This is a genomic window from Shewanella sp. TC10 (assembly GCF_009663145.1).
Lineage (GTDB): Bacteria > Pseudomonadota > Gammaproteobacteria > Enterobacterales > Shewanellaceae > Shewanella.
The window spans coordinates 1-17169 of the sequence record NZ_VKHR01000017.1; the positions used below are offsets into that span (position 1 = coordinate 1).

The window sequence follows — 17169 nt, forward strand, 5'->3', positions numbered from 1 at the left end:
AGCACAGCAATTTAGATTTTTCCGCTGATATTGAAATGCCGCTACCCTCAGGGGGCGCGGCATTTCAATATCAGCGGAAAAATCTAAATTGCTGTGCTTATTTACCTGCGAATGCAGCTGCTTCAGCTTGGCTAGCTAAGTACTCGTCAAAAGTACCGTGGAAGCTCACCAGTTGTTGGTCTTTCACATCAATAATGTGGGTTGCCAAAGACGACACAAACTCACGGTCGTGGCTGACAAAAATCAAAGTACCTTCAAACAATTTAAGCGCGTTATTTAACGCTTCAATGGCTTCCATATCCATGTGGTTAGTCGGTTCATCCATGACTAACACGTTAACGTCTTGCATCATTAACTTGCCGTATAACAAACGGTTTTTCTCACCACCTGAACAGTTTTTGGCTTTCTTGTTGGCATCGTCTTCAGTAAATAACAAACGGCCTAACATGCCACGAACCATTAAGTCGTTATGTTTAGGGGTACGCCACTGCGACATCCAATCAAACAATGACAAATCATTATCAAAGTCTTTGCTGCTATCTTGCGGGCAATAACCAATTGCAGCGTTTTCAGACCACTTAATAGTGCCGTGATTATTAGCTAGCTCATTGACTAAACAACGCAGCAAGGTGGTTTTACCCACACCGTTTTCACCAATAACCGCAAGCTTAGCGCCCGCTTCTAAAATTAAATCGCCACCTTTAAATAAGGTTTCGCCATCAAAGCCATGGCCTAACTCTTCAATCACTAATGCTTGGCGATGCATTTTCTTACTTTCATCAAAACGTAGCGATGGCGTCATACGGCTTGATGACTTCACTTCATCTAAGCTTATTTTATCAAGCTTTTTAGCACGTGAGCTTGCTTGTTTCGCTTTAGATGCATTGGCACCAAAACGGTTAACAAAGTCTTGCAGCTCTGCCATTTCAGCACTCTTTTTAGCATTGCCTGCTAATAGTTGCTCTTGAATAAGGCCAGATGCTTCGAGGAAGTATTCGTAATTACCTGGGTAAATACGCAACTCACCGTAATCAATATCAGCCATATGGGTGCAAACTGAGTTCAAGAAATGTCTATCATGGGAAATGATAATCATGGTGCACTTACGCTTGTTAAGCTCACCTGCTAACCAAGAAATGGTATGAATATCCAAGTTGTTGGTCGGTTCATCAAGTAACAAGATATCTGGGTTAGAGAATAACGCCTGAGCCAGTAATACTCTTAATTTCCAGCCTGGTGCCACTTGTTGCATCAAGCCAAAATGAAAGCTTTCTTCAATACCCGCCTCTAGCAGAATTTCACCCGCGCGAGACTCAGCACTGTAGCCATCCATCTCAGCAAACTCACTTTCAAGATCGGCCACTTTCATGCCGTCTTCTTCACTCATTTCAGGTAAAGAGTAAATACGGTCACGCTCTTGCTTCACTTCCCACAGTTTTGCATCACCCATGATCACAGTATCAACCACACTGTATTGCTCAAAAGCAAACTGGTCTTGGCTCAGGGTACCGACTTTTAAGCCCGGTGTAATTGAGACATTGCCAGAGCTTGGTGCTAACGCACCACTGAGGATTTTCATGAAGGTTGATTTGCCACAACCATTTGCACCAATCAGACCGTAACGGTTGCCGTGGCCAAATTTAGCTGAAATGTTTTCAAACAAAGGCTCAGCGCCAAACTGCATGGTGATGTTGTTTGTACTAATGATAACGGCAATCCTCAGGGTAAATAGTCGAATAAATGAGCTTTAAAAGCAGCGCGGCAGTATACAGAGTCTGCCGATCATTAGATAGGCAATAATCAGTTAAATATAAGGGGGAATAAATAAATTTGCCCCCAAACGCCGCGCGTAAGTGGTGCGACATCAAATTACATTGGTTAGAGGTATATCAAGGCGCGGCCACCGTTAGTGGTTCACATTGCTGGGGCTTCTTCTTTAGAGGCTTTGGCTGACGCTTTTTATTTTTATCTAGCGGCTTTTTAGGAGCTGACTTAGCGATATAAAACTGCTGCTTCCACCAATCAATATCTTCACAGCCATCTCCTGCTTTAATTGCTTGCTGAGGTTTACAATCAATATCTGCTTCAGGGCAGGCTAGGCGAACATGCATATGAGCACTGTGCCCCCACCAAGGACGCACTTTATTAAGCCAAGTATCTGACTCCGTTCGCTCCTTACAAAGCTGTTGCTTAATCGCGCCATTAACAAATATCCGCTCCACGTTAGGATTTTTAGCCGCGGTCATTATCATGGTTTTGTGTTGGGGTTTCCATGCAGTGCGATTAATCGCAAACTCGTTAAAATCAATCACTGTGACTGCCGTGGGAGACTTAAGCTCTTTGGCCGTTAAAGGTTTATCAGTTAATTTAAGCCAAATATCCACATCCAAGCCAATTTGGTGGCTACTGTGACCATAATCAAATTGGCCTCCACGGGGCATCGACATATCCCCCACCAGAATTTGCTCTATCCCTTCACTTTGCAATTGCATGGCATATTGCTGTACAAAGTTGACCAAATTGGGGTGGCCATAATAACGATCTCGTTGCGGCCTAATCACTTGAAAACCGTCACCGGATAATGGCAATGCCTCAGCGCCTGACAAGCAACCATTAGCATATTCTCCAATCGACTTTGAAGGCCCATTGAAGGGAGATTTTGCATGTTCCCAAGGGTTAAAACGCGCCTGAACATTAGCGCTATTACACAGAACTAAGATGCTAATCAGTATTGATAAATAATACATGCTGACTCTCTGGTAAATGTCAGGTAAAAGCCTAGTAAAGCAGCAATATAAAGCGACTCTAATTCGAGTGGAATACGCTTTATATTGCTTAGCAACTTGCTATGAGTTAACCATAAAGCTTATACCGTTAAGCCTTTGGTCGCCAAAATCAATTTTTTAGCCGCTTTAAAGTAACGCACATATCCAGTACAACGACAGACATGATCTCCTAAGGTGTCTTCAATGACTTGCTCCACTTTATCTTTAGCAATAGGGCTTAACTTCAGTTTTTCAATCAATGACACCGTTTCGTTAGTAAAGCCAGGGGCGCACCAACCACATTGAAACGCGAAGTTTTTGATAAAGGCATCTTGCACAGGATGCAGCGCGATAATTTCACCCACGTTATTTTTGGTTGCATGGCCTTCAATGGTTCTAATATTTAGATTATTAAAAAGCATGACATTTGCAATACATGTCCGCCTGGTGCTTGAAGTGCCATCTTCATTATCAACAATCACTACACAAGCATGACAAATACCTTCGCCACAGCCAAATTTAGTCCCTGTGAGGTTGAGATACTCATGTAAAAAGTTGACCATTGGCATGCCTGGATCTATCTCCAGTGGGCCATATTGCTTTCCATTGATGGTTAAGTTTAATGTGCTCATGCCTTGCCCTCCGAAATATCTTTAGCTGTAATAGGTAAATGGTAGAAACGTTTTTCAGTGGCTTGATAAATCGCCTCAACAACCGCGGGAACAATTGGGATCATCACCACTTCTGCTAAGCCTTTTGATTCATCACTTCCATCAATCGGCGGTAGGAGCGTGTAGTCAAGAGTCCACACACCATTGTCTTTGGCAAACGGAACTTTATAACGGTCAATGTTCCATTCACCATTACCTGCGCCGGTATTATCCTGTGGTAATGCTTCATGAAGTACATGGCCTATCCCCATGGTAAGCCCGCCTTCAATTTGTCCTTCAACTAACTCCCGCACATGCACTTTCCCAGGTTCTATCCATGTTTGCGTTCTAAGAATGTCAACTTCGCCAGAAACCTTATGAACAGCAAGTTCTACCATAGTTAAACAAGGAGTGTAATATCGTACCATTGCGCTATTAAGCTTTACTTCAGGGTAATTGACAGCTTGTCTTTCTTGCACCACAAAGCCCTGTTTATTTTGCTTAGCTTTTACTGCGTCATTGGCGCCGATACCGTATTCCAATGCGATGGCATCTAGTGGGTATTCTTTTTGCTGCTGATTAAGTTCAAATTTTGCTGTTGCCCATTGCCAACGATTAAAACCATGGGTCATAACACCCGTTATCATGCCTTCGGCATGCGCTTTCTTACAGATAATAGACAGTGATAATGGCTCTGCGCTTTTAGCGTGCAATAGGCCATCTTGCCAGCTCACATCAGCAATGTTGATGCCGCTAGTTCCTTGCTTTTCCCATATCACTTTTGCAGCCATAAACAATGACTCTTCAAATAAAATTTTAGCTGCATATTTAGTCGAATGACTTTGAAAAAAAGCTGATTGGCTTGCCGACGATGCTGATACGACCATAGGGGTCCAACGTGGATTTTTAGCCATTTTATCTTGATGCTCTTGGCTCATTATATACGGGCTAGCATCATCAAAAATCTCTAATGCATCAAACACTTCTATTTGAGCAATATCAAGGTTATCTGCTGCTGAGCCCAAGTATTCTGAGATTAAACTGGCTTGAGAAGTGTCGGTTCCTGTACCCATTTCAACAGAGAACACTTTAACGACTACTTTTCCATCTGGCGTTACGCCAACATAGGAGGACGGCGCATTAGAACCCGTGCCGTAATCTTTACTGACAAAACCAAACCCAACGCCCATTGATTTATCTGGATTGGCTTGGTCAAACTTGGTTTTATTGGCTTGCCTGTTTTGCCACATCTCATGTTTTTCAGCTAAATCAAGCATTTCTTGGTAGCGAATATTTTCAAGTGGCACAGAGCCTTGGGTATTTTTGTCGCCATTAACCATGGCGTTGACGCGCCGAAGTTTGAATGGATCCACTTTCATCTCATCTGCCGCTTCATTAAACATCATTTCTATAGATGCCATTGATTGCAAAGAACCGTAACCTCGCATTGAACCGGCCGTTGGCAAATATGATGGTAAACAGGTCGCCACAATATCATTTCTGGGAATGTAATAAATACCTTGAATAGCACTCGCTCCCACCATGGCAACGGACGAGGAGAAGTTAACTCTACCACCACCATCTAGGTCAATATCTGCCACTAAGCCTTTGAGTTTAAGGCTCGATTTATCAAATGCTAACTGGTTAGTAAAATGGAATGGGTGGCGCTTAAGTCCTGACTGAAATTGTTCAAAGCGATTGTTTGCCAGTCTTACCGGTGCGTCAGCAAAAATGGATGCAATCATGCCGTAATAAGGAAAAATAGTGTGATCTTTACCGCCAAATCCGCCTCCAATATAAGGAGAATGAACCACAAGGTTTTTAATCGATTGGGTTAATGGGCTTTCACTGAGCACCTTACCAGCTTGAAGGTAAAAATCTTGGGGGGATTGGGTCGTGATGACCACGTGCAAAGTTTGGCTTTTTTTATCGAAAAAACCATTGTAGGCTTCTGGCTCTAACATCATAGGTTCAATCGATTGAGTTTTGTATTGTTTATTTAATACAAACCAATCATCGTTTGATGTCATCTCTTGACGAAGAGTCTGTGCAAGATACATCCCTCGCTCGCCAATATCATCACTGTCTTTTACTGGGTTAGGCCAGAGCAGTTTTTGCCCCTCGTATTTAGGGAAAAACTGCCCCGAGTGATATGTGCTATAAATATCATCATCTTGGGAGCCTTTAGCTGACTCTTCACGGATAATTCGCCAGCCTGCATAAGGTTGTTTTGAGGCTGCAGTATAAGGCACGGTTTCAGGGCCGTATTGCACAAAATGCTCATGAAATTGCAGCATCATTTTAGCTTTTAAAAACTGGGCAAAATCATTAAATAATAAAATGGCCACTTCATGACCTAAATAATCTGGCGCACTGCCTTTTTTAAGCAGCATATTATCGCCATAAAAAGGCGGTAACTTTAGATCATTACTCTCTAAGTCTTCAGCTGTAATGATCTTATAGGGCATCAACTCTTTAGGAATAATACTGAGGTCAAGGCCTTGATACACTTTATCTGCAATGTGGGCTCGCACAATAAAGGCATGATGTTGAGTGTCAGGCCAAGACGGGATATCTTTTGCGCGATAATCACGGCCGTAAATTTTCTCACCAGTAATTTTTTCTATCGCATCAAATCGAAATGCTGGTTTGCCATCTTGATACCAAGTTTCTGCCAATGAAGCAGCAACACCTGTCGCCATTGCACTTTGCTGCTGCAGTAACATCGGTGCACTATAAACTGTTACCCCACCGATAACGCACTTTTTCATGAAGTCCCGTCGGGATAATTCCCACTGTTTCATACCTAATTCTCCTAAAGTTAACCGATGGAAAAATATGGTTAACATTGACCGTCAAATAAAGGGATGAGTCTATTAACAGCAAATGACCTCACATCTAGATACAAAGCAGAGGAAAATAAAGACCCGTAAGCAAGTATAGACAGCTATTGAGCAACTGATTCAAATCTATTGCGATTTAAATTAGGGATACATGAAGTACCTTGCTAAATTGTGATAGCAAAGAAACTGTCGGCGCACAAAGGGGACTTATCTGACTTCGCTTTAATGATAAATAGCCTAATTGATGCCATTCAACAAACGTAATAAATAACCAGTGACCGAGGGGAGTAAAACAGGTGTAATTGGAAAAATTGCGGAAATAGAATTCAAATCAGTGGGTTATTTCAAAAGCGTAAGGTTTAAGTTAGTACATCTAAGCAAGAGCATCTAAGCAAGTACACTTAAGCAAGAGCACCTAAGCAAGAGCACCTAAGAAAGAGCACCTAAGAAAGAGCACCTAAGAAAGAGCACCTAAGCAAGTACACTTAAGCAAGAGCATCTAAGCAAGTACACCTAAAGCCTCGCTTAATAACCTGCTTTAATCGATATAGCTACCAAGTATCCGCTTCAAACCTAGCCGTTCTGGCTTGCACTTCTGTACATTGAGTCAACTGGATAAGCTCAGCTAAGGTAATGCTAGGTGTTTCAGTGATGAGGCGAATGAGCTTGGCTTCTAAAGGCTCCAGTTTATCGGCATGATCTAACAGTGCAATTTCAATTTTTTTGCTCAAATAGCCAAAGGACTCTTGGCTGATAGATTTAAGTATAGAAGATTTAAGGCTAGCCGATTTAAGTTGAGTGTTGAAAGATTGAACCTTAATCGCCTCCCCCACCAAGCTCCAGTTTCTGGAGCGGCGCACACGTTTGAGCTCACATCCATGCTTGGTTGCGATAACCTTGGCCTGATTAACACTTTCTCTACCGATGCGATGAATAAGCGAAGGCAGTGCAATGGTGATAGCGTCTTTATGCATAAACTAGCGTAAGCCCTTAAGCGTCATTTTCAGTTAAATGGCGAATTAACTTAGCCGGCGTTCCGCCATAAAGACAATCTGCAGGGACATCTTTTGTGACAACAGAGTTTGCAGCAATCACTGAACGCGCTCCAATGGTAACGCCTTGATTGATTATCGCATTACCACCAATCCATACGTCGTCTTCGACCACGATAGGTAGACAGTGGGTTTGCCACTGCTTGCGCTGACGGTAATCTAAGTCATGGCTTGCCGAGTAAAACTGAGTGTTAGGCCCCACTAGCACATTATTGCCAATGGTAATAAAGCTGCCATCAAGCATAGTGACATTCAAGTTAATAAAGCTGTTATCACCTATGGAAATAGTTTTACCAAACTCACACGAAAATGGTGAACGAATCACGGAGCCTTCACCAAAGTGAGCAAATAAACGCTTAAATAATGCAACTCGTCTTATATCATCTACTGTCTGGTTAAGTTCAACTAATGCCATCGTCGCAGTATCACGCATTACATTTAACTCACTATCGCCACCATTAAATGCTTGCCCTGAGGTCATCTTTTCAAACTCTGTCATCGTCACCTCTGTACCTCTATTACTTTGTAATTCATTCTCAGACTATAGAAATACTACACCCACATTCAGTTCAGCAGGATTATACCGTGGATTAATACCTAGTGTTTTGAAATAACCCGCTAATCGCTATTGCTTTATCATAATTTCTCAAATAAAAAGTGAGAAAAATACTGAACAATAAAAATGCCAGTCGATGAACATCGACTGGCATTTTGCTGCCACAGTGACAGATTTGAACGGTGATAGTGGAGAGTCTATTTATTCAAATTGCACTGATTCATTAAAGTGTCAGTAACTGAATTACTTAAGCTCTACTGGCCATTCTTTTTCTACACGCTTTTCAAGAAATAGTTCTTTTGACGCTTTCATTGCTTCAAGGTCTAAACCAACAAGTGGCTGAACTTTCGCTTTCGTATCGTATTTAGTTGCATCGTACTTATATTCTGGTGCGTACTTTTTCAGTAATGCATCAGCTTCAGTGATTGCTGTATCTAAAATACCGTTAGACTTCTCTAACAAACGGATGGCTTCAGCAGGGTTGTGAGCATGGATACCATGAGATGCTGTTGCACTATCCCAGAACCACTGTGCATTTCTTACTTTGGTCAGTAAGCTGTTCATTTCACCAGATAGTACTGATTTAGTTTTCAGCGCAGCTTCGTAGTTACCTTTCGCTTCTGCAATGCCTTTACCCGCTTCTAAACCTTCAATGCCATTAGCAGCCCAAATTGCTTGCGCTTTAAAATGAACTTCAGTCAAACGTGGGTCTGTGCCGTCGGCTTCAAAACGTAGTTTGTTGATTTCAGCTTTACGCTCATCAAGGATTTCTTTGAAGTCTTCTGCTTCATGACAGCTTTGACAGCTTGATGGTAATGTTTCAGCTTCAAACGTCACTTTATGGTTAGAATATTTGCCGCCCTTTTCATTTTCAGCTTTAGGCATATGACAAGTAGTACAGCCAAACTCTAAATGGCTATCCATTGCATGCTCAGTTCGATCAAGCATGTTTTCAAATTCTGGATGTTGCGCTTTAATCATTGGCGCACCAGAAACAGCATTGGTCCAATCTTTAAAGCCGCGGCTATCGAAATATGCAAGTTGTGCTTCAGCCGCAAAACCTTCGTATAAACCGTCAGTTCCTTTGTAACCCACAAACTCTTTATAATCTGTGTTCACGCCTGGTACCCAGTAATCCATTGGGTATTTAACTTTCTTCTCATCTGTACCATCGAAGTAGTATTCAACGTGACACTGGGCACACGTCTGACTTGCTTGCATTGTGGCATCTTGCTTATCGAAGTCTTTACCAATCGCTTTCATTGCGCGGTCTGCATACGGACGGCTTAATCGTATTTCTTCTTTACCTAATTCATGACAGTCAGCACAACCTATGGTGTTAGACATCTCATGGCCCCAAGTTGACCAGGTATTATCAGAAAACTTGCCTTCGCCGACTTCATCATACATGCGAGCAACATCAGGTGTTTTACATGACCAACAGCTTGCCGCCATTGCTTCACCAACCATCTTACCGTCATGACCTACCATTGGGTGGCCAACACGTAATGTTTTAACGATATCAGTTAGTGCAAAGTGATGACCGCGAGCACGGTTGTAGTCTTTAGCAAATCCATAACCAGCCCATGCAGAAACTAGGTTAGGGTTAGCAGCGAGTAAATCATCTAACTCGCCATTTGCAGGTGTGCTCTGCTCAGTTTCAGCCCAAGTTTTATATTGTTCTGGGAAGCTTTTTTGCCAGTTTTCACTTTTGTATAAATCGACTTCACCTGCAATGCTGTAACCTGTAAATGCGGTAGTTAGCATTACTGCGGCAGCTAGTTTTCTTAATTTCATCATCATTCCTCATTGGGATTTTTATTATTTACACTTAATAATTTATTCATCATCACTAATTATTTATTAAGTTAATTTATTAAAGCCATGGAAGTAACACTGTCTCCCTTATGGCTACAAAGAATACCCTTCAATATTTCATTAATGGAAATTCTAATAAATTCAATACAATTATTATCACAACAAAAATAGAGTGGCAGGGCTTTACTGTATTAATGTGACCATTAACAAACCGAATCAAAATACATGTCGAACTTCAAATTTTACCCAGCAAAAGGAATACTCCTTTAGGGGTATTTGCATATATTTTTAAAGAGGAATTATGGTTAAATTTCGATTATGTCAGCGATTGCTACATTAACAAAATGGTATAAAGCAAAACAAAACTGATATCTAATTAAATAAAAACAACCACTTAATAAAAAACTAAGCTACCAGTAAAGTTTTATGAGAAAGCTTAAAGTGGTAACAACTGCTAATATTTCAGTTCACAAAAACGCTGAAAACTAAAGCCACATCAAGATTAATACAAGGGTAACAGTATAATTTAAAGGGTAAAAACCAGACCTAACGTGCAAACCTTAAATCAAGCTTAATTATTTATTAATTTTATTGAAAGCGAATAAAGCATTATATAAATAACAATTCAAAGCAATCAAAAACAATAAACGCCAATAAAAACTGAAAATTACACAAGCATATAAACACCGCAGACAACACTAAAGATAAAACTATAAAAATCACGACATATAAAAACTAATTTAGCAATTTACAATAAAGTTATTTAACTAAAGGTAAATTACCAACACCTTATTTATAAATCAGCACCATCAAGTTTCAAATTAAAATAATCCCCCTATTGATAAACTAAACTGAGTTTAATCATTTAATTTATTAACTGAAAGATAATTTAATAACAGCACCTATATTAATTCTTGCTGATTTAATTTATCAAGAATCGCTTCTGCGTTTGTTCTAAACATATCTCTAAGTAAGCGCATTGTAGGTGTAATTGATTGACGGCTGGGACACACTAGCCATAGCTCAGTTGCTGTAGGACTATAGCCTGGCATCACATTAACCACTCTACCGGCCAATAAATCTGTAGACATATCTAAGCAAGACTTAATGGCGATCCCTTTGCCCGCAACACACCATCGTCTAACTAGATCACCATCATTAGATGCACGGTTGCCTTTAAGCTTTACTTTGTGTTCTTGCTTACCGTCATTTAGCTGCCAATCGTCCTGCAAAATATCCTGTAACTGATACAGCAAGCCATTGTGCTGTGCGATGTCTTCAGGTGAACTAAGGCTACCATGCGCCGCAACATATTCAGGGCTAGCACAGACGACTCTTGGAACATCGCAGATTTTAAAACCATACATAGTGGCATCGTTAGGGGAGCCATAACGCAGCGCCATATCCACAGAGTCGCGATAGAAATCAATTTTACTGTCACTGATACTGCTACGAAGGGTTACGTTTGGGTATTGATCTAAAAACTCATCAAGCCAAGGCGTGATTAGGTTTCTGCCTAAATCAGATGACAGTGCAATACGAATCTCACCATCAATAATGCCAGAGTCTTCTCGCATATTTAGCTTTGCTTGCTCAAGCATTTTTAATGCTTGTTCACAATGAGGAAGGTAGCGCTCGCCTGCAGTTGATAAACGTAAATGGCGGGTGGTTCTAACAAATAGCTCAGCACCTAGTGATGCTTCAACACGCTTAACAGCAGCGCTCGCGGTCGCCGTACGCATATCTAAATTAGTCGCCGCAGCAGTAATACTTCGAAATTCAGCGACTTTTAGAATCACTACCAGATCTTCAAGAAGCATAATTTGACCATGATTATGAGAAAGTGGCTCTCATCATATCCAGTAATGATTAATGCACCAAACCTTATTATCAATTTATATTTGATAATTATATATAAAATACGAGCTTCTCATTTAATGAATTATAGAATTGGTTCCCTAACTCATTTTATGACTTAAAATTTTTTTGCAATAAAAAACAGCGCCATGCCGCTTAGCTCTAGCTAATTTTGAGCGTAAGTTTCCTTTCTGTATTTCCAAACTCCGTTTGGATTAAAATCAAAGTCGTGGCGCTTCGCCCATTCTTTTGTAAAGAACAGGCCAAGAGGGTATCAACAGCAATACCCTCTATACTCCCTGTAACCCAACGAAAAATGCTGAAAAGCGCATGTTTTCAACGGAGGTTGATCCAGCTTTCAACCTCGCTTGTAGACTGCTTCGGCCACCTCTTTATTGCAAATAAGTAAAAATGCTAACACTTCCGATGGTGCATCTGAAGTAAATGGATTTATGAATGTCACGATGGCATGTGTGCCAAGGAGTGACCATGCACCGCGAAAGCTAGCCTGACGTCCTGTCAGGCTCACGCTATTTTCTCTGCGTCCTCAATTCAAACTGAGTCTTTTAGATTTGTATCTTTTTGATTTTTTAGTTGTCGCGAATACCGTCAAATCGAAGAGACAATAATCCCAGTGTAGATGCAGCAGCGAGCTTCTGACTGCCAAGAATGGCGGGAATGTCAATATTTGTCGGGAACAAATATGACCAAAACATGGATGTTTTGGCAGAGCTTACAGGGACCTTTTGATTTAAATAAAAAGTGCAGCGTCTCGCAGTTGTATCTGCACATAAGGTCTCTATTTCACATCTGACCCATAGGGATATGGGAAATGTCATTATGATATAGGGAACATCATTGACCATGTGATCGCGACATTCAGTTCATCCTGAACATCCCTGCGGCAGGCAATGGATTAGATTGAAGATATGGTTTCCCATAACTGTCCCAATATAAATTTAGTTATCGTAAAACGTTTCTGCCCCAAAGTGAGTTAGTACCACTTGTCACTTCCATCACTTATCTAATGATAGAAATTTAATTTCGATTTAGAAATCTATAAAGTAGTGACCCAAATAGTTGTGACACTATAAACTTGATGTACTATCTCAGCTAAGAAAAAACTAAAACCAACGAACAATTTCACCTTCATTATTATATTTTATTTCAAGATTAAGAATGACATCGTTTTCGGCTAAGTCTAAAAGTTCATTACATAACATTGCTGCTGAGCAATTTACTTCATAGCCTAAGAGAAAAAATATATCTCCATCTTGAATAAAGCTAGCCTGATTGAAAGGAACATCATTATAGGTATAAATACTACCTAAAGGGTCTGCACTGTTATCGATAATATTTAACAAAGTATATTTCATACTCGACCCATCGGCAGGAGGGTTGGAAATTGGACTTTTTTCAATTTCTATTCTGTCACTTGCTCCCCAAGTATGGTTATAACCTTCTACTGGATCATATAATACTGTTTCTTCATCACTCCCTTCGACTATATATCTGAGGCAAAATCTTGTAATCACACCCTGACAAAGCGCTGGGTTACCGACTATATTCCAAATTTCTCGTTGTACTTTTTGCTCATCATTACTATCAGAGTCACTGCAGCCAGTGAGAGAGAAAAATATTATTAATAAAAATAATGTAGTAAAGGGTAAAGTCCATTTCATATGTTTAAATTCCGTTTGTTGCTATTTTGATATTGAAAGCACTTAAAATCGAGGGTGATATTGTGAAGTTATAATACTCTCAAGCTTAAAAAAGCAGCAAGGCAAAGCTTGTAACACCTTGTATCTTGGTAAGTGCACTCATAATGCACATGTAATAATTCAGTGGAAAAGCAATCTGTGATTAAAAGGACGAGTGACTAACGTACTTATCTCCAAAAGTGAGCTTAACTTTTATTATCCGTCAGCGTCTGAATACCCTAAAAACCTCCCTTCCCTCAAATCATATTTCGGCTTAGGTACTAAATTAATCTAAGTTAGCCTAAGTTAACAATCCCTGCTGCTTTAACCACTTAATCGCATTCTCTATGCCATCTTCTTGAGATAATTGCTCAGCTATTTGTTGAGCTTGGTGCTGCATTTGTTTATCAGACACCATTTGCACAATGCCCTCAGCAAGATTATCAATAGTGAGGTTCTTTTGTTTAATCGCTGTCGGCCCTAGTCCTAATGCTGCCACTTTATCTCCCCAAAAGGGTTGGTCTGCAAAGAAAGGACAAATTAACGTTGGCTTACCAGCTATAAGCCCTGCGGCTGTCGTACCAGCACCGCCATGATGAACCACTGCGGCAACTTGCGGAAATAACCACTCATGGGGCACATTGTCGATAACTAATACCTGGCTTGGAACATCACCAAGTTTAAGGCCGCCCCAACCAGTGACAATAATCGCTCTCACCTCAGCTTTAACAACGGCATCAATCACCAATCGTGCGGTTTTGACAGGATCTTTACCCAACATACTGCCAAAGCCTATATAAACAGGTGGTTTACCATCGGTAATGAAATCAATAATTTTCTTATCAGGTGAGAAATCATTGTGCTTTTTTAGAAACCAGTAACCGGTTAATACCGTGTTTTGCGGCCAGTCTTGCGGGCGAGTCACTATGTGCTTACTAAAGGCATGTAATACAGGAATGGCTTTACCCGTATTCATTGAGAACACGCCTGCTTTGTCGCTCAATTTAGGCAAGTTTAAAAGTGACTTTCTAAGTAGATTAAGCTGTTTCAAATAGGGTTTAAAACCCAAACTCGCTAATCGATAACTTAAGCGATTTGTGACACCACTAATATTGGGTAAACCTATTAGAGGAAAGTCACTGGTTTTAACTAGCATAGGCTGTAGTAATGCCATGACAGCCGGAGCATTAAACTTCTCAGCAATAGATGGAGCAACGATACACTTAGGATGGTAAATAACGAGATCAGGCTGCGCTTTTATTCCTGCTTTAATGCTATCCGTCATCAACTGTCCATTTATTGGTTTTGCCAGCTTCATTAGCCTAATCGCGGTGTTAATGCCTTTGAATAAACTTCCCATGCTTTCAACACTGCCGCCTTCCATTAGCTTAAACAGATCATTACTAAGGTATTGATAATTGAGTCCATGGTCTTCAACGATTGATTGAAAACGTTGATGAGTACAAACAACAATCTGATGGCCATGTGCCTGCAAACCGATTCCCAGAGCAATAAAAGGCTCAATATCTCCACGAGATCCAATAGTGAGTAGCAAAATGTTCATCTCGTTATCCTCAAGGCCTTTTTAGATTGAGCATCATATAAGCGTCATCATTGGGTATCAGCATAGAGAACTTAATCATAGAGAACTTAATCATAGAGAACTTAAGCATAGTGAACTTAGGCATAAAGAACTTAAGCAAAAACAACCCCTTTGATATGAACCTTCAACCTGTTGTCATCACATATTGCATTAGGTTGTGCTAAGCTAGATTCGATAACAACAATATCATGTAACTGGACTAAATTAATCAGCTAAACAAGCTGTTAGCAAGCGCCAGCATCCAATACACAGTATTTGTTGAATCTAAGGCAAGTATCCTTTTATGCAGGAGGCATTAAATGCAAGATTACGTAGAACAAATCGATATAAATCAATACCTACCACTCATTATTGATGTTGGAATTAATGTGTTATTAGCCGCAATTATATTAATTGTTGGTCTATATATCGCTAATAAAGCCAGTTCAATCATTAATAAAATTGGTGAGCGTTACGATAAGCTCGACAATACTTTATTCCGTTTTTTAGGCAGTGTTGCTAAATACATCATTCTCGCGTTTGTTGCGATTGCGGTATTAAATCGCTTTGGGGTGCAAACAGCTTCAATCGTTGCATTATTAGGTGCTGCTGGCTTAGCTGTAGGTTTAGCATTACAAGGCACATTATCTAACCTTGCTGCTGGCGTCATGTTGCTATTATTCCGCCCTTATAAAGTGGGCGATTTTATTAGCGCTGCAGATCGTTTCGGTAACGTGCAAGAAATCGACTTATTCACCACTATCCTAAAGACCTTTGATAATCAACATATTATTGTGCCAAATAGTCAAATTTGGGGCGCGCAAATCGTCAATCACTCATTCCACGACATCCGTGGTGTTGATATGCATTTTGGCGTAGCTTATAAAGAAAATACCGATGAAGTGAGAAAAGTCATTGATACGGTATTGGCCGCTCACCCACATATTTTAAAAGACCCAGCACCATTTGTTGAAGTTGAAACCTTGAACGACAGCTCAGTGGACTTCTTAGTCCGTCCTTTCTGTCATGGTGAGCATTACTTCGATATTTTGTATTCAATTCCAGAGCAAATCAAAAAAGCCCTAGATGAAGCAGGTATTGAAATTCCGTTCCCGCACAGAAAATTAATTATCGAAAAAGAGTAATATTTTTGCTCATGTGAAATCATTACGAGCAAGTGCTTTTAGCCTTGCTCGTTTTATTTTCTGGTACACAAATTTATCTTCAACACTTGCTCCTCTTTATCAAGTCGAGGACATTAGCGTCGAATGTTAGTCCTTTATTAAGCTATAATCCCCCCGAAAATCTTTAAGCTTAGCCAGTTATGTCACTGACCACCTTAAAGTAAATCTCGTTATATCAATCAATTATTGTGAATAAGTAGAATTACACCCATGACTCCAGAACGTTTAGCCCGCATCAATGAAATGCTTGATAACCGCCAAGTCGACCTCACGGTTTGCCTAGATAAGGTGCATAAAACCAATAATATTGCAGCCACAGTTCGCACAGCTGACAGTGTTGGTATTCATCAAATTCATGCGGTTATGCCAGAAGACAGTTTATGGGTTTCAGGTAATACCTCATCGGGTAGCCATCGCTGGGTCAATACCGTTAAACATGTGACTTACACTGACGCTTATGAGCAGTTTAAAGCCCAAGGGATGCAGGTATTAGCGACGACATTTTCTGATACTGCGGTAGATTTTCGCGAAGTCGATTACACTAAACCAACAGTGGTTGTACTGGGTAATGAGCGTGATGGTGTTAGCCCTGAAGCGATAGCCTCTGCCGATCAGCACATCATTATCCCTATGGTAGGCATGGTGCAGTCATTAAATGTGTCGGTGGCTGGCGCATTAATTATGTACGAAGCACAAAGGCAGCGCCAACAAGCTGGAATGTACAACAACAGGCAGCTTGATCACCAGTACTGTCAAACGAAGTTGTTTGAGCAAGGTCACCCTATTTACGCAAAAGCCTGCCGAAGAAAAAATATTCCTTATCCCGCTATTGATGAACAAGGCCAGATTGACGCAGATGAACAGTGGTGGGATCGAATGCGAGCGCCAGATCCTGAAGCTCTTGACTGTGATGAAGGGGATATATCAAACGCTTGATCTCAACTTTACGAATAAGTGTTTAATCCATAAGAGTCATCGACAGGGTTAAACACTTATCTTACTTTAAAAACCGTAACGCACTATTTTATATAAATTTATCTAAATACACCCTCTGCTCAAAATGATTCCCAACCACCGAAAACGATTATAAAACAACCTAGAACACTCATGCAGTTAACATAGGTTTCATCTGCAATTACAAGCATGATGGTTATTTAATGAA

General features: G+C 40.5%; 12 protein-coding genes. 2 read left to right on the top strand and 10 right to left on the bottom strand.

Features of this window, described 5'->3' with window-relative positions; translation table 11 throughout:
- Window positions 1-97: 97 nt before the first annotated feature.
- The 10 genes from FNZ24_RS07945 to FNZ24_RS07990 form a co-directional block, all read right to left on the bottom strand.
- A complete protein-coding gene (locus FNZ24_RS07945) occupies window positions 98-1708 on the bottom strand; it encodes an ABC-F family ATPase (protein ID WP_153913951.1) in 1611 nt (536 codons plus the stop codon).
- A gap of 181 nt (window positions 1709-1889) precedes the next feature.
- Window positions 1890-2747 carry a penicillin-insensitive murein endopeptidase gene (gene mepA / locus FNZ24_RS07950; RefSeq protein ID WP_153913952.1) on the bottom strand — a complete coding sequence of 286 codons (858 nt, stop codon included), beginning with the start codon at window positions 2745-2747 and terminating at the stop codon, window positions 1890-1892.
- A gap of 119 nt (window positions 2748-2866) precedes the next feature.
- Entirely contained in the window at window positions 2867-3397 is a 531-nt protein-coding gene (locus FNZ24_RS07955) for a (2Fe-2S)-binding protein (protein ID WP_153913953.1), read from the bottom strand.
- The gene (locus tag FNZ24_RS07960; RefSeq protein ID WP_153913954.1) at window positions 3394-6219 is read right to left on the bottom strand and encodes a xanthine dehydrogenase family protein molybdopterin-binding subunit; all 2826 of its coding nucleotides are present in this window, start codon (window positions 6217-6219) and stop codon (window positions 3394-3396) included. The genes FNZ24_RS07955 and FNZ24_RS07960 overlap by 4 nt, the downstream gene beginning before the upstream one ends.
- A 590-nt stretch (window positions 6220-6809) precedes the next feature.
- Window positions 6810-7232 (bottom strand): ribosome recycling factor family protein, encoded by a 423-nt coding sequence (locus FNZ24_RS07965; RefSeq protein WP_153913955.1) that lies wholly within the window; start codon window positions 7230-7232, stop codon window positions 6810-6812.
- Window positions 7233-7248: 16 nt separating this feature from the next.
- A complete protein-coding gene (locus FNZ24_RS07970; RefSeq protein ID WP_153913956.1) occupies window positions 7249-7809 on the bottom strand; it encodes a sugar O-acetyltransferase in 561 nt (186 codons plus the stop codon).
- Window positions 7810-8109: 300 nt separating this feature from the next.
- Entirely contained in the window at window positions 8110-9663 is a 1554-nt protein-coding gene (locus FNZ24_RS07975) for an ammonia-forming cytochrome c nitrite reductase subunit c552 (protein ID WP_153913957.1), read from the bottom strand.
- Between the two features lie 923 nt (window positions 9664-10586).
- A complete protein-coding gene (locus FNZ24_RS07980; RefSeq protein WP_153913958.1) occupies window positions 10587-11504 on the bottom strand; it encodes a LysR family transcriptional regulator in 918 nt (305 codons plus the stop codon).
- A gap of 1161 nt (window positions 11505-12665) precedes the next feature.
- Window positions 12666-13223, bottom strand: a complete 558-nt coding sequence (locus FNZ24_RS07985) for a DUF4377 domain-containing protein (RefSeq protein WP_153913959.1) — start codon at window positions 13221-13223, stop codon at window positions 12666-12668.
- Window positions 13224-13542: 319 nt separating this feature from the next.
- Complete coding sequence (locus tag FNZ24_RS07990; protein ID WP_153913960.1) at window positions 13543-14805, bottom strand: glycosyltransferase; 1263 nt, start codon at window positions 14803-14805, stop codon at window positions 13543-13545.
- Between the two features lie 338 nt (window positions 14806-15143).
- Here FNZ24_RS07990 and FNZ24_RS07995 point away from each other — a divergent pair, with 338 nt between their 5' ends.
- On the top strand, window positions 15144-15968 hold the full coding sequence (locus FNZ24_RS07995; RefSeq protein WP_153913961.1) for a mechanosensitive ion channel family protein: 825 nt from the start codon (window positions 15144-15146) through the stop codon (window positions 15966-15968).
- A gap of 249 nt (window positions 15969-16217) precedes the next feature.
- On the top strand, window positions 16218-16943 hold the full coding sequence (gene trmH, locus FNZ24_RS08000) for a tRNA (guanosine(18)-2'-O)-methyltransferase TrmH (protein WP_153913962.1): 726 nt from the start codon (window positions 16218-16220) through the stop codon (window positions 16941-16943).
- Window positions 16944-17169 lie beyond the last annotated feature (226 nt).

Bases quoted from the DNA above. Each gene is read 5' to 3' on its own strand.
- mepA (WP_153913952.1), bottom strand. From the start codon at position 2,747: ATGTATTATTTATCAATACTGATTAGCATCTTAGTTCTGTGTAATAGC.
- FNZ24_RS07955 (WP_153913953.1), bottom strand. From the start codon at position 3,397: ATGAGCACATTAAACTTAACCATCAATGGAAAGCAATATGGCCCACTG.
- FNZ24_RS07960 (WP_153913954.1), bottom strand. From the start codon at position 6,219: ATGAAACAGTGGGAATTATCCCGACGGGACTTCATGAAAAAGTGCGTT.
- FNZ24_RS07965 (WP_153913955.1), bottom strand. From the start codon at position 7,232: ATGCATAAAGACGCTATCACCATTGCACTGCCTTCGCTTATTCATCGC.
- FNZ24_RS07970 (WP_153913956.1), bottom strand. From the start codon at position 7,809: ATGACAGAGTTTGAAAAGATGACCTCAGGGCAAGCATTTAATGGTGGC.
- FNZ24_RS07975 (WP_153913957.1), bottom strand. From the start codon at position 9,663: ATGAAATTAAGAAAACTAGCTGCCGCAGTAATGCTAACTACCGCATTT.
- FNZ24_RS07980 (WP_153913958.1), bottom strand. From the start codon at position 11,504: ATGCTTCTTGAAGATCTGGTAGTGATTCTAAAAGTCGCTGAATTTCGA.
- FNZ24_RS07985 (WP_153913959.1), bottom strand. From the start codon at position 13,223: ATGAAATGGACTTTACCCTTTACTACATTATTTTTATTAATAATATTT.
- FNZ24_RS07990 (WP_153913960.1), bottom strand. From the start codon at position 14,805: ATGAACATTTTGCTACTCACTATTGGATCTCGTGGAGATATTGAGCCT.
- FNZ24_RS07995 (WP_153913961.1), top strand. From the start codon at position 15,144: ATGCAAGATTACGTAGAACAAATCGATATAAATCAATACCTACCACTC.
- trmH (WP_153913962.1), top strand. From the start codon at position 16,218: ATGACTCCAGAACGTTTAGCCCGCATCAATGAAATGCTTGATAACCGC.